The organism is Streptomyces pluripotens, assembly GCF_000802245.2.
Lineage (GTDB): Bacteria > Actinomycetota > Actinomycetes > Streptomycetales > Streptomycetaceae > Streptomyces > Streptomyces pluripotens.
In genome coordinates, this window is record NZ_CP021080.1 from 6,730,877 (window position 1) to 6,743,910 (window position 13,034).

General features: G+C 70.3%; 12 protein-coding genes. 7 read left to right on the top strand and 5 right to left on the bottom strand.

The annotated features are described in order from the left end of the window. The first annotated feature begins 97 nt into the window (after positions 1-97). Entirely contained in the window at positions 98-994 is an 897-nt protein-coding gene (gene mltG, locus LK06_RS29705; protein WP_039652162.1) for an endolytic transglycosylase MltG, read from the top strand. A 12-nt stretch (positions 995-1,006) separates the two neighbouring features. Here mltG and LK06_RS29710 read toward each other — a convergent pair whose 3' ends face one another. After that, positions 1,007-2,092: an NAD(P)-binding domain-containing protein gene (locus LK06_RS29710; protein WP_039652161.1), complete on the bottom strand. Its 1,086-nt coding sequence runs from the start codon at positions 2,090-2,092 to the stop codon at positions 1,007-1,009. A 94-nt stretch (positions 2,093-2,186) separates the two neighbouring features. On the opposite strand from LK06_RS29710, the gene LK06_RS29715 reads away from it, so the two are divergent. Next, positions 2,187-2,609 (top strand): secondary thiamine-phosphate synthase enzyme YjbQ, encoded by a 423-nt coding sequence (locus LK06_RS29715; RefSeq protein WP_043408444.1) that lies wholly within the window; start codon positions 2,187-2,189, stop codon positions 2,607-2,609. A gap of 212 nt (positions 2,610-2,821) precedes the next feature. Here LK06_RS29715 and LK06_RS29720 read toward each other — a convergent pair whose 3' ends face one another. Both LK06_RS29720 and LK06_RS29725 read right to left on the bottom strand, forming a co-directional pair. Next, positions 2,822-3,163, bottom strand: coding sequence for a hypothetical protein (locus LK06_RS29720; RefSeq protein ID WP_039651984.1), 342 nt, complete (start codon positions 3,161-3,163; stop codon positions 2,822-2,824). A gap of 161 nt (positions 3,164-3,324) precedes the next feature. After that, entirely contained in the window at positions 3,325-3,756 is a 432-nt protein-coding gene (locus LK06_RS29725; protein ID WP_159025112.1) for a thioredoxin family protein, read from the bottom strand. Positions 3,757-4,136: 380 nt separating this feature from the next. Here LK06_RS29725 and LK06_RS29730 point away from each other — a divergent pair, with 380 nt between their 5' ends. Beyond that, positions 4,137-4,919 (top strand): class III lanthionine synthetase LanKC N-terminal domain-containing protein, encoded by a 783-nt coding sequence (locus LK06_RS29730; protein WP_459171083.1) that lies wholly within the window; start codon positions 4,137-4,139, stop codon positions 4,917-4,919. Here LK06_RS29730 and LK06_RS29735 read toward each other — a convergent pair. Both LK06_RS29735 and LK06_RS29740 read right to left on the bottom strand, forming a co-directional pair. After that, the gene (locus tag LK06_RS29735) at positions 4,894-5,439 is read right to left on the bottom strand and encodes a hypothetical protein (RefSeq protein ID WP_043433864.1); all 546 of its coding nucleotides are present in this window, start codon (positions 5,437-5,439) and stop codon (positions 4,894-4,896) included. The genes LK06_RS29730 and LK06_RS29735 overlap by 26 nt on opposite strands. Before the next feature lie 209 nt (positions 5,440-5,648). Beyond that, positions 5,649-7,502, bottom strand: coding sequence for a putative Ig domain-containing protein (locus LK06_RS29740; protein WP_063837874.1), 1,854 nt, complete (start codon positions 7,500-7,502; stop codon positions 5,649-5,651). Positions 7,503-8,521: 1,019 nt separating this feature from the next. Between LK06_RS29740 and LK06_RS29745 the strand changes: the two genes are divergently transcribed. From LK06_RS29745 to LK06_RS29760, 4 genes are read left to right on the top strand one after another with little or no spacing between them, the layout of a single operon-like run. Beyond that, the gene (locus tag LK06_RS29745) at positions 8,522-9,592 is read left to right on the top strand and encodes a methyltransferase (RefSeq protein ID WP_052269885.1); all 1,071 of its coding nucleotides are present in this window, start codon (positions 8,522-8,524) and stop codon (positions 9,590-9,592) included. Continuing rightward, on the top strand, positions 9,589-11,031 hold the full coding sequence (locus LK06_RS29750; RefSeq protein ID WP_043408439.1) for an AMP-binding protein: 1,443 nt from the start codon (positions 9,589-9,591) through the stop codon (positions 11,029-11,031). The genes LK06_RS29745 and LK06_RS29750 overlap by 4 nt, the downstream gene beginning before the upstream one ends. Next, a complete protein-coding gene (locus LK06_RS29755) occupies positions 11,028-11,819 on the top strand; it encodes an SDR family NAD(P)-dependent oxidoreductase (RefSeq protein WP_052269884.1) in 792 nt (263 codons plus the stop codon). The genes LK06_RS29750 and LK06_RS29755 overlap by 4 nt, the downstream gene beginning before the upstream one ends. Continuing rightward, positions 11,816-12,574: a hypothetical protein gene (locus LK06_RS29760; RefSeq protein WP_052269883.1), complete on the top strand. Its 759-nt coding sequence runs from the start codon at positions 11,816-11,818 to the stop codon at positions 12,572-12,574. Before LK06_RS29755 ends, LK06_RS29760 begins: the two co-directional genes overlap by 4 nt. Positions 12,575-13,034: the final 460 nt, after the last annotated feature.

Consider the following 13,034-nt stretch of genomic DNA (forward strand, 5'->3'; position numbering starts at 1 on the left):
ACCGGCCCATCGGTACTGGTCGCAGTCCAGCTGACCTTCCAGCCGACAAACTGAAGATATGCCGGGTTTATGGCGATATGCGTATTACCGTGCCCGCATGCAGATGAACATTCCGCCGCGGAACACGATCCGACTGACGCGCCGGGGCAGACTCGCCCTCGTCGTGGCCGGCACCGTCGTGGCCGGCACCGCCGTGGCGGTGCCGTTGCTGACGCTGGGCAGCGGCCACGACGAGGCGAAGCCCGCCACCCTCGTCATTCCGGAGGGCTGGCGCGCGAGCCAGGTCTACGACGCGGTCGACACAGCACTGAAGCTGCCACCGGGCAGTACCCGCAAGTCCATCGGCAAGGCCGGACTGAAGCTGCCGAACGACGCCGAGGGCAACCCCGAGGGCTACCTCTTCCCAGCGACATATCCACTGCGCAAGGGGGAAACCCCCGAGAGTCTGCTGCGGTTCATGGTCGATACCGCTAACAAGAAGTTCAATGCGGCACCGGTCGCCGCCGGGGCGCAGTACCACTCCATGAACGTCTACCAAGCCGTCACCATCGCGAGCATCGTCCAGGCCGAGGCCGCGACGAAGGCGGACATGGGCAAGGTCGCTCGGGTCATCTTCAACCGGCTGGATCGCGGCATGCCGCTGCAGATGGATTCGACCATCAACTACGCGCTGCACCGCAGCACCATCCGCACCAGCCAGGACGACACCCGCATCGAGAGCCCGTACAACTCCTACCAACGCATGGGCCTGCCGCCCACACCCATCGGCAACCCCGGGGAGGAGGCGATGCGCGCCGTTCTCGATCCGCCCTCCGGCGAGTGGCTGTACTTCGTCACGGTCAAGCCCGGCGACACCCGCTTCACCACCGACTACGCGGCCCACATGCGCAACGTGGCGGAGTTCAACGCCCTGCACCAGCCCACGGGACAGGCGCAACCGCCGAGCCGGAGCCCGCGTCAGTCCACCGCCTCCCCGCAACCGGTAGGCCACTGAACCGACGGGGCGTCACACAGTGACCGGTTCCCCGGCCAGCAGCCGCCTGATGTCCCGGACGGCCTTACGCCCGGCCCGGTTGGCGCCGACGGAGCTGGCCGAGGGGCCGTAGCCGACGAGGTGGACACGCGGGTCCGCGACGGCGCGGGTACCCTCCACCCGGATGCCGCCACCTGGCTCGCGCAGCCGCAGCGGAGCCAGGTGGTCGAGCGCGGCCCGGAACCCGGTCGCCCACAGGATCACATCGGCTGCGACGTACCGGTCGTGCCGTCCGTCGCGCCACGCCACGCCGTCCGGAGTGATCCTGTCGAACATCGGCCGGCGGACCAGGACTCCGTCCGCGAGTCCCTGCCGGACCGCCTCATTGAGAGGCAGCCCGGTGACCGAGACCACACTGCGCGGCGGCAGGCCCTGGCGTACCCGTTCTTCCACCAGCGCGACCGCAGAACGGCCCGCCTCCTCGTCGAACGGCTCCTCTCGGAACACCGGTGGCCTCCGGGTGACCCAGAAGGTCTCTGCCGCGTACGGGGCCAGCTCCAGCACATGCTGGGTGCCTGAGGCGCCGCCGCCGACCACCACGACCCGCTGGCCGGCGAACTCCTCCGGCCCGGCGTACTGCGCGGTGTGCAGTTGCCGCCCGCGGAAGGTTTCCTGGCCGGGGTAGCGGGGCCAGAACGGGCGGTCCCAGGTACCCGTCGAGTTGATCAGCGCCCGCGTCGACCAGCTGCCGGCCGAGGTCTCGACGAGCAGCCGCCCACCGTCCCCCTCACGCACCGACCGTACGTCGACCGGGCGCCGCACCCGCAAGTCGAAGGTGCGCTCGTACCGTTCGAAGTACTCCTGGACGACCTCGGCCGAGGGGCGCGCCGGGTCGGCGTCCGCCAGCTCCATGCCGGGCAGCGCGTGCATCCCGTGCACCTTGCCGTAGGTCAGCGAGGGCCACCGGAACTGCCAGGCGCCGCCCGGCCCGGGCGAGTGGTCCAGCACCACGAAACCGTGGTCCGGTCGGTTACCGACCCGGCGCAGGTGATAGGCGCTGGACAAGCCCGCCTGCCCGGCGCCTATGACGACAACCTCGACCTCACGCAATTCGTTCACGGTTGAACCAACAAGGGGTGATGCGGATATCTTCCCCGGGGTTCAGGCCGGACGGCAGTCGGCGGGGGTCCGCTCCATGGGCCAGGATGGGGCCATGCCAGATGCCTTCACCACCCGAACGCTTTCCGTCTCCACCGGTGCCCGGGAGCGGGTCGTCGACCTCACCGGGGGCTGTGAGGAGTTCCTACGGGAGGCCGCGAGCGGTCGCGACGGCCTGCTGAACCTCTTCGTCCCGCACGCCACCGCGGGCATCGCCATCATCGAGACGGGCTCCGGCAGCGACGACGACCTGCTGGCGGCCCTGCACACTCTGCTGCCCGCCGACGACCGCTGGCAGCACCGGCACGGCAGCCCCGGCCATGGCCGCGACCACGTTCTGCCAGCCATCGTTCCGCCCCACGCGACCCTCCCGGTGATCGGCGGACGTCTGGCCCTGGGCACCTGGCAGTCCGTGTGCCTGGTGGACACGAACAGGGATAATCCCGACCGTCGGGTGCGGCTGAGCTTCCTGGGCTGAGCAAGTCGGTCAGGATCGTCCTGGGTGTGGCCGCCACATATCCTGAACACCGGCTACTCGATGCGCGACAGGGGCAAACTCCTCGTCTCCTACGGCCATCAGGGCGTCCGGAACCTGGACCACCCGAACGAATGCAGATGCTCCGTCCCGACAGTCGCAGCTGGGGCCGGTGTCCGCGTCTCGGACCCCGGCTTGCATGCGGCCGGTGCGGATCAGCCGAGGCTGAGGTGGATTACTTCGTCCTTGACCGGGACGAGGCAGTGGCTTTCACCGCAGGCTCCGTAGCTGACGACCACGTCGGCCTGGTGGGGGCCTGTCTGGCGGACCGGCAGGGTGAAGGTCACCGGCCCGTTCGGGTAGACCGGGAGTTCGGTGGTGAGCCCTGCGGGTCGAAGGAGGAGGGTCGAGCGGTTCGCCGTCGGTTTGCCCGTAGCGGTGAGGTCTCCCTCGACGGAAAGTCTGGTCGGGATCCCCAATCCGTCGATGCCCTGCGCGGGAAGGTCGATGCTGTAGAGGTGGAATCCGGGCTGCTGCGGGCTGAAGGTCGCCTGCATCCGGCGTTGGCCGTTGGCTGGTGGGAGAAGGGTGACCGTGACGGTGACCCCGTTTGCCGTGGCGCGCGCTGTTGGCGCGGGGGACTGGCGTGCTTCGCATCCACCGAGCAAGAGGACCCCCGCTGCGGCCCCCACCACGACGCTGCACCACGATGGGGACTTCACTGGTGTCCGGTGGGCGCCCAGTGGGTCAGGAAGGCCCTGACCTGGCCCGGGTTCATGGAGCGGGCGTTGGCGAAGCTGCCGTCGTTGGTCGTGGTCCGCAGGACACCGTTCGACTTCAAGACCACCAGAGCCGGGATCCCGCTGGTGCGAAGGTTGACGTAGTGACTGGCGAGGTCGAGGTTGTGGTTGAACTGGCCGACGTCGACGGCAACCACGATGTAGTCCTTCTTCAGCAGGGGCTCGACCTGTGGCGAGTGGAACATCACGTCCAGTACCCGGCAGTCGGGGCACCAGTTGGCGCCGAAGTCGATGAGAACCTCTCGATGGTCCTTGGCGGCCTCGGTGAGCGCGGCCTGGATGTCCGCTTTCGCGTTGCGCGCGGCGTCGTAACTGTCGGGGATGTTCTGACCGGTGGCCGGAGTCCTCACGGAGGAGGGACTGTCGCTGGCCAAGGCTGTCCTGGAAGGCGTTGCCGCCGTGGTGGAAGGAGTCGTCGCCGGGGAGGCCGGTGCCTGCGCCGTGGTACTGCTTGCAGCGCATCCTGCGGTGAGCGCGACTGCTGCTATGGCCGTCGTCATCCCGAGGCGTATGCGACGCATGGGTGTCCCCTCTCGTAATTGATCAGTCGCAGGAGGATAGCCGTCGCGTTCCGCTGCTGTTGAGGCGGACTCGTGTCGGCACGCGCCGCCGGTCACGGCAGAGGTTGGTTCACCCTTTTTGGTGCATATGGAAGTGCTCGCGCGACCGTCCTCACGTCACGTCAGCGCCGCGCTCAACTTCGCCGACGCCGTCGTTAGGGGTTTCCCCCGTGCTCGACGACCTCGGCCGAGACCAGAGTGGAGCCATTCGAGAGCCGGGCGTCCCGCTCCGTCGGCCGGGCGTAGGGAGTGGGTCTCTGGCTCGCGTCTTCTCTGGGGGAGGTGGTGCGCTCCGTGCTCACCACGCTGGACGACAAGACCGGCAGGTCGTAGAGGACGGCGTCTGGTGCCGGGTCACTCCTTTGAAGCACGAGTCCCTGGTGCAGGGCTGGAAGCTGCACATCTCGGCGACCCGGTTGTCCGCGCCGGAGGTGCTGCACCGGGCCGCCGGGGTACTGGTCCAAGCCGGATGCGCCTTCAAGACGGCCCGCGACCTGCGGACCGTCGAGGAGATGACCTCCGGCAACTACGACCGCGCCAGCGCGGCCAGATCATCACCGTGTATCCGCGTATCCGCGTATCCGCGAAACGACGACCAACACCGGGTGCTCGCTGCCCGGTTGGACGCCACAACCGCCGGGCTGCCCGGTCCGGCCATTCCCTCCGACCGCCCATACCACAAGGGCAGCCTGGTCCGCTGGCGCTCCGACGTGGACGAGCAGCCCGACACCGGGCTGATCCACCACTGGTGCAGTGGCTCCTCCGGCGTCGGCACCTTCCTGCTACGTCTGTCGCAGACGGCGGTCGGCGAGGAACGCCGCCTCCTGCTCCCCCCGCCCCGGTCGACAGCTCACCGTCCGCAGGCACTCCTCGCCACTCCGCAGGCACTCCTCGCCACCTGGACCGGCGCCTGCCTACCTGGCCGAGCTAGCCGATCACCAGCGTCACCGTGAAGGACGCCTGGGCTGGGGTGCACAGTTTGGCCTCACCGCAGGAGGTGCGGTGGTCGGAGAGCACCACCGTGCCGGGCTTGTGAGCCAGGTAGCGGGTGGTCTGGGTGCCGCAGCCGCCGCCGGTGACGCAGGAAGCGTCGTGGGTGACCGCCGGTTTGCCGAGCGGCTGCAGCAGCGCGGGCGCGCTGTCCTTCAGTGCGGGCCAGAGCGTGCTGTGCAGGACGAGGGAGACCGTACTGCCTCGGGCCACGTGCACGGTGGTGCGGTTGGCGTGCTCGTCGAGGGTGAGCGTGGTCCCGACCGCACGTGTTGTTCCCGGCGCCGAGGCGGACGCGGAGGCCGTGGCCGGTGCGGAGGTGGACGCAGGGCCGGAGGTGGAGGACAGCGTCGACTGGGCTGAAACCGGCTGTGTGTGGGTACCGCAGCCGGAGAGTGCCAGCACGGCGGCGGACCCGAGCCCGGTGAGCGGCAGTAGAAGCGAGCGTCTGGGGTTGCGCAGGGAGGTGGAGGGCTTGGTCATGTGCGAGTGCTCCTGGTTCGGGGCGGGGCAGTGTCCGGAGCCGGAGGCGGTTCGACGCCCACGGTGGCCCGGAGCCCGCGGTGGTTCGGACGGCTGACGGTTGGATGCGTGCCGCCGCGCTCTGGTTCCCCCTGTGCGCAAACGCACCGGGGGCGGCCGATGGTCGCCCCCGGTGCTTGGATGGTTTCGACGTTACGCGTGCCCGCTCGTCAGGAGACGGTCACGTCGTCGTAGTAGGTGTAGGTCGCGTCACCCCAGTAGTCGTCGTCGTGGTTGGCCAGGGTGAGCGTGTAGCTGTGGCCGGCGGTGACCGGCGCGGTGACCTGGTGCCATGCCGAGGAGGAGGCGCAGGTCTTGGCCAGGACCGTGGTGGTGGTGCCGGTGGTGTTGTCCTTCAGCGTCGCCGTGGCCCAGTCGTAGTAGACGGTGTCCGGACAGGTCGAGCTGTAGGAGAAGGACAGCTGGCTGCTGCCGCTCGGCGCGGTGAAGGTCTGCGCCGCGGTGGAGTCGTTGCTCGGGCTGCTCGTGCCGAGCGACGCACCGTAGGAACCGCTGTGCGCAGCCGATCCGGTGGCCGACGCGGAGCCGCTGGTGGTCCAGCCGCTGAGGGAGCCGGTCTCGAAACCGCCGTTGGTGATGCCGCCGGAGCCGCCACCCGTGGAGTTCTCGGTCCAGGTGAACGACGTGGTGCCGGTGGCGCCGGTGCCGTCCGTGACGGTGACCGTGACGCTGGACGTGCCGGACTTCGTGGGCGTGCCGGAGATCCGACCGGTGGAGGAGCTGATGGACAGGCCCGCGGGCAGCCCGCTCGCCGCGTACGTGAGCGTCTGGCTGCTGTCGGAGTCACTGGCCTGGATCTGCAGGCTGGTCGCGGTGCCGACGGTGCCGCTCTGGTTGCCCGGGTTGGTGACCGTGACCGTGTTGCTGGAGGTCTGGCCCACGATCGCGTGCGATATGTCGCACTCGTTGGTGTCGTTGGACCAGCTGGCCTGCTCGGCGAAGGTGCCGGTGCCCATGGTCACATTGGCCGCGCCTCCGAACTGTCCCGGTCGGATCCAGGCGCACTCGTCGGCGTTCTCCTGGCCGTTGTAGGAGCTGCCGCTGACGTGGTTGGTCCAACCGCCCGCCGGGTTCTGGTCGGACATCATCTCCTGCCACTCGTGACCCAGGGTCATCGTGTAGCCGTCCAGCTTCCCGGCGGAGGAGCCGTTGACGAAGCCGACGCCGCAGGTGGAACCCATGTCCGTGTTGTACGGCTGGTTGGAGAAGGCGATGTCCCCGTACGGCGAGGAGGCCGCGCCACCGTTGAGGGTGGTGTCGCCGTTCCAGTCGTGCCAGGCGCAGTAACCGGTGTTGGGGTCCTTGTAGTTGTCCGGATCGGTGCCGTGCGGAGAGAGGATGACGTAGTAGGCGTGGCGGTTCGCCGAAGCCGAGGTGTTGCCGAAGTGCGCGGCGGCGTTGATGGCCTCCTGGGCCAGCTGGTGGCCGGTGGCGCTGCTCGGGGAGGCGGCCGAGTTGTCGTACCAGACGCCGGAGAGCACGCCACCGCTCTGGTACGGGATGAAGTCGGCGTTGGACGGGCAGCTGGTGGCGCCGGTACTGACGTTGGGGCCGTCGCACCACTGCGTCAGGTCGGCCGACCACCGTTCGTTGCCGGTGCCGATGTCCTTGAACATCTCCTGGGCGACCGGAGCGGCGCTGTCGGGGTCACCGGAGAAGGTGGCATCGCCGTTGGAGTCGGTGCTCTTGGTGCCCCATTGGGTGCCGTAGAAGACCAGGTAGACCTTGGAGTGGCCACTCTGGACACCGATGCCGTCGACGCCGCCGCCGTAGGAAAGCGTCTCCTGGCCGGTGGAGGACGCGGTGCTGGAGGCACGCGCGGCTGCCATCTGCGGGACGGTCGGAAAGACGCCGTGGTGGTGTGCGTGGTAGCGGGCGGCCGGCGGCACGGGTCGTGCCTGGGCTGCGGGGGCTGCCGCGAGGGTGGCGGCGGCCGTGCCGAGGGAGATGGCGCCGGTGAGCGCCCATCGTCTGGCTCGGCTGGTTCTTGGGGTGTTGCCCATGTGCGGGGGAGTTCCTCTCTCTTACGGACGCCGCGTGCGCTGGCACGAGGGAAGGGCGTCCGTATGCCCTGTGGGGATGGCGGCATGGCCAAGTACCGAGCCCTAAAAGCTCCTTGGCTGTGGGTCAGCACTCCTCGTGGTGGCTGCCGCCCGTGGGCACAGAGCAAAACAGAATTGACAAGCCACGGTCAATGGATGATCCACAGGAAAACAACAGGTCTTGGCCTTGTGGTGAACAATTCGTGAGCTTGGCGCGGGTCGACGCGCATAGTGCCAAGACTGTGTCTTCTTCCGCCGCCCATCTGTGTGGCCGCTGAGGCCGGCGGATGACGGAGGCAAAGATTCCGCATGGATGGTGCGAGTCGGTGCGTGTCCGTGAACATCGGCGAACGGAAGGCGGCGGGCCTGTCGAACCCGGCCGGTGCTGCTTGCACCACAGCCCGGGCCTCCTCATCGCCGTCGATGTGGAGGGTTCGGGGACGTCGAGCCGCTCGGTGCGGACACCGTGGATGAAGTCCACGGCGTGACCCGGATGGTCGGAGGCAGGGACCGCGGCCAGCTCACCACCGGCGCGTGACTCCCCCTGCCCTCACACCACAAGGCGTCACTGCCGCGACTTGGCGAAGCCGGCCAGTACTGCCGGGCCCAAGGGGCGTGGAGCCGCCAAGAAGGCCGAGTCCCTCGCTGTCCGTCGCCGAGGAGGTGCGGGACCCGGCCGGCGCGCGGGCGCCATCCGAGCGAGCGGAATCCGGAGAGCCGGCAACCCTGTTGACCGGTGTTGCTGCGGCCGGTCGTACCCGTTGGGAGACCCGGGCCCCCTAGGGCGCTCCGCGCCCGTCGCGGAGCGCCGGTTTCGGACGCCCGGCGTATTGCGACCTGGAGGGCGCCCGGCGCACCTTCGACCTGAGTCTCTGCGCAAGATCCCCTGAACGGGTGAAACAACACGTCCGGATTTGTGCTGACTTAACGCTGATACACAGAATGCGGCACGTGATGATCACGACGATGATGAGTGCCACGTGCTGACGCGCCAGGACACGGAGGCGGGTCTGCGCCGTCGAATGCTCGGACTGCTGACCGGAGCCTGGACCACCCAAGCCATCCGTACCGCTGTGGAGTTGGGGCTCGTGGACGCCCTCGCCGACGGCGTTCGCCCGGCGCGGGACGCGGCCGAGCGGATCGCGGCCGATCCCGGTGCCACCGAACGCCTGCTGCTCTTCCTCGCCGGGCTGGGCGTGGTCGAACCGCTGCCCGACGGCTATGCGCTGACCCCGCTGGGTGCCCTGCTGCGTACCGGAATTCCGGGGTCGGCCCGGCAACTGGCTCTGCTGTACGGCGACGAGTTCCACCGGTCCTGGCACGAACTGCCGTACGCCGTACGCACCGGGCAGGAGGGTTTTGCCAAGGTGTTCGGAGAGCCGGCGTTCGACTACATGACCGAGCGGCCCGACATGGCGGAACGGTTCGCCGGAGCCATGGCGTTCGGGGACGTCTTCTTCGAGTCCCTGACCGCTGCCCACGACTTCCGGGGCGTCCGGAGCGTGCTCGACGTCGGAGGAGGCGACGGCGCGCTGCTGGCGTCGCTGCTGACGCAGTGCCGGTGGCTGCGGGGCGTGGTGGTGGATCAGCCCCATGTGTCCGAGCTGTGCGGCACCCGCATGAGCGAGGCGGGGGTCGCCGACCGATTCGCCTTCGTGGGGGCGGACTTCTTCACCGATCCGTTGCCCCCGGGCTGCGACGTCCACGTCCTCTCCCGCATTCTGCACGACTGGGACGACGACCGGTGCGTCGCGCTGCTGAGCGCCTGTGCCGACGCCCTGGCGCCGGGTGGTGTCGTGCTGGTGGTGGAACGACCGCTGCCGGAGGAACCGCACGGATCGCAGGACGGCACCGTGGACCTGGCCACGGCATGGGACCTGCACATGCTCGTCAACACCAGCAGCGGGCGGGAACGCACCCCACGGGAGTACGAGCGACTCTTCGTGCGAGCGGGGCTGGAACCCGCCGGGCGGGCCACGCTGCCGCTGGACATGGAGGTACTGGCTGCGCGCCCCGTCGCAGCGACCGGAGAAGCCGGGGGAGAGGAGTGACCCCGCAGCTGACGCCCTACGTCTTGGCCGCAGGCGCCCAACAGGCTGATTCCGATGCGGTGTTCGAGGCCGACACCGGACGCCGCATCAGCCATCGCGAACTCGGTGACGCCGTGCGCCGGACGGCGGACGACCTTCTGGGGCGGGGGTTGCGGCAGGGGGACACGGTGGGGGTGCGGCTGTCGAACGGTGTCGACTTCGTGGTCGCGCTGCACGCCGTGCTGACGACGGGCGGCAGCGTCGTCCCGGTGAACCCGGTCCACACGGCCGGTGAGGCGCAGCGGCAGTTGGAACATGCCGGAGCCGACTGGCTCATCGACGCCGTGGGCGGCGACGGTACGCGGGCCGCACCCCTGAAACGGCTGACCGCCCCGCCTTCCGGCGCACCCGCCGTTCCGTCGGAGTCCGCCCGGACCGAAGTCTGCCCGCCCGCACGGGAGGCGAGCGCTCCCCTTCGGGAAGCCGGAACGGCCGTGCTCGCCTCCTCCAGCGGGACGACCGGCCAACCGAAGACGATCCGCCTCAGCCACGGCAACATGATCGCCGCCCTGGCCGCCGGCACGGCCGCCCTGCCGCTGGCCCCGGACGACCGGGTGCTTGCCGTCCTGCCCTTCGCCCATGCCTACGGCCTCCAGGCGGTGCTCCATCACACCCTGCGCTGCGGTGGCACGGTCGTCACCCTGGCAAGGTACCGGCCGGGACCGGCGCTGCGGGCGATGGCGGAGCACGGCGTGACCCGGCTCTTCGTCGTACCGCCCCAACTGCGCACCCTGTGCGCCGGGCAACGGGACACCCCGGTGAACCTGGACCGGTTGCGCGGTGTCGTCACCGGGGGCGCTCCCGTCCCGCCCGACCTGGTCGCCGATGCCCGTCGGGTTCTCGCTGCCCCGGTGCTGATGGGATACGGCCTCACCGAGACGGCCGGGTACCTCGCGGTCGCCGCCGGCGAGGACACACCGGAACCGGGCCGGACGGCGCCCGTCGTCGCCGGCGTGGAGCACCGCGTCGTCCACGGGGAGTTGTGGGTGCGCGGGCCCCAGGTCGCGCGCGACGCCGTCGACGCGGACGGCTGGCTGCACACCGGCGACCTGGTGTCCCTGGAGCACGGTGCGTTGCGCGTCACCGGCCGGTGCAAGGAACTGATCAAGGTCAACGGCTACCAGGTGGCCCCGGCGGAACTGGAGGAGCTGATGCAACGGCATCCAGCGGTCGCCGACGCCGCCGTGGCCGCGGTTCCCGATCAGGCCAGGGGTGAGGTACCCGTGGCCTACGTCGTACTGCGCGCCCCGGCTGCGGACGCGGAACTCGCCGCCTTCGTCAACGCCCAGGTCGCGCCGTACAAACGTGTCCAGACCGTGCACCGGGTCGGGGCCATTCCCCGCACCGCCTCCGGGAAGATCGTCCGCAGGCTGCTCACCGTCCCGGCGGAGCCCCGGTGACCGCCGCCATCCACACGGCGCTGGTGACGGGCGGCAGCCGCGGCCTGGGGTTCGCCGTCGCCCGCAGACTGGCGCAAGACGGCGTACGCGTGGCTCTGGTGGCGCGTTCGGAGCGCGGCGTCCACGACGCCGTCACCACACTGCGCCGCGCCGGCTGCACGGCGTACGGCCGGGCCGCCGACGTCACGCGGGCCGACACCCTGCGGACGGCGCTGGACGAGTTGCGCTGCGAACTCGGCACGGTGGACCTACTGGTCAACAACGCCGGAGTCGAAGGGCCGTTCGGCCCCTTGTGGGAGTGTGACCCCGACGCGTGGTGGGCGGCGATGGACACCAACGTGCGCGGTGTGCTGCTGGCCACCCATGCGCTGCTGCCGGGCATGCTGGCCCGGCGCACCGGACGGATCGTCAACCTGGCCAGCCACGCGGGGGTGCACCGCTGGCCGCACGTGTCGGCGTACTCCGTGTCCAAGGCCGCCGTCATCAAACTCACCGAGAACCTCGGGCAGGAACTGCGCGGCACCGGCGTCCACACCGCGTCCCTGCACCCCGGCATCGTCCTCACCGGATTCACGGACGCCGTCCTCGCCGGGGAGGCCGACCCCGCATCCTGGCGCGGCCGGGCCCACGTGTGGCTGCGCGGGCAGATCGAGGCCGGTCGAGGCGTGCCGCCCGAGGACGCCGCCGACGCCGTCGCCGTGCTGGCCCGGCGGCTGACCGAGACCTCGTCCGGCGCCTACTTCACCACCGAAACGGTCACCCGCCTCGCGAACGACGGAGCCCCATGACCCCCCGCCCGGCCGCGCCCACGGCCATCCCCACAGCGCTCGACGATCGGGATCTGCGTCGTCTGGAGCGGTCCGCCCGCCTCCTGCGCACCCTCGGCACGCGGACCGCCTTGGCCGGCGTCCTCCCGGACACCGCACCGCCCCGAGTACTCGATCAGCTCGCCGCGGCATGCCGAGTCGACCACCTTGCCGTGATGATCTTCCCCACTGACCTCGACACGGCCCGTGCGGAACTCGCCCGCCGAGGTCTGCCCAGCCGGGCGCCGCTGCCCAGCACCGTCGTCCGCGAACGCGTCCGCCGCCGCCTCGACCACACCGCCGAACCGGACGTACGCATCCTGCACATCCCCGTGGCGGGTTCCGACGGCGATCCCCGGGTGATCGAGGCGTTCGTCCTGGCCGACCCCGACCGCCGCTTCGACGACGTGGCACGCGACGAGCGCCTGCACCGCTGGGAGGACCACCTCGCCGTCACCACCGAAGCGGCCCCACGGCACCTGCCCGCACTGTGCGCCCTGCTCCGCGACCACTGCGGACTCCACCCGGACGGCGGCGGCCACAACCCCGCCGACGGATCAGCCGGCCGCACCGTCCTGTACTTCACCCGGCACCGCACACCTCCGCCCCCCTTCCGAAACGGCCTGCCCCACCGCCTGGAACTGGTCGTCCCGGGACGCCACGACGACCTGCTCCACACCCACCTCAGACGTACCCGGAACCCCGCGGTTCCGGAGCCCCTTCCCGACCGACCCTGAAGCACGGGGCCGGGCGAATGCGGCCCGGCCGCACCACGTGGCGCTCGCCGGAGCCTGTCGGCCGACCAAAGGCAGGCGTGCGGAGACCCGAACGAGCGTCACGCCGGTGGCACACCGAACCCGAACCGCCGACGGGCCTGGTCACCGACACCGCTGCAGAGGCTGGAACCCTGGCGAACGCCTGGTAGTGCCCCGCCTACCGACTGCGGACCGAACCGGCCTGCCGGTTCGACCCCGGCCGCCAGACGGACGCGCGGAGGACGGGCGCGGGAACTGCGACAGTGCAGACCACTGCGCCAACGCGCCGATCGTCCGGCGGGGCAGCGCTGCCTGGGTCTCGCCGGAGCCGACGGCGCCGGCGCCCAGCGGTCCTGTGGCGGTCTCCATGACCTGGCGGGCGACGGCCCCGGCAACGTGAGCACGGCCCCGCCGGCTGTCACACCCGCTCACTCTCCGCGTT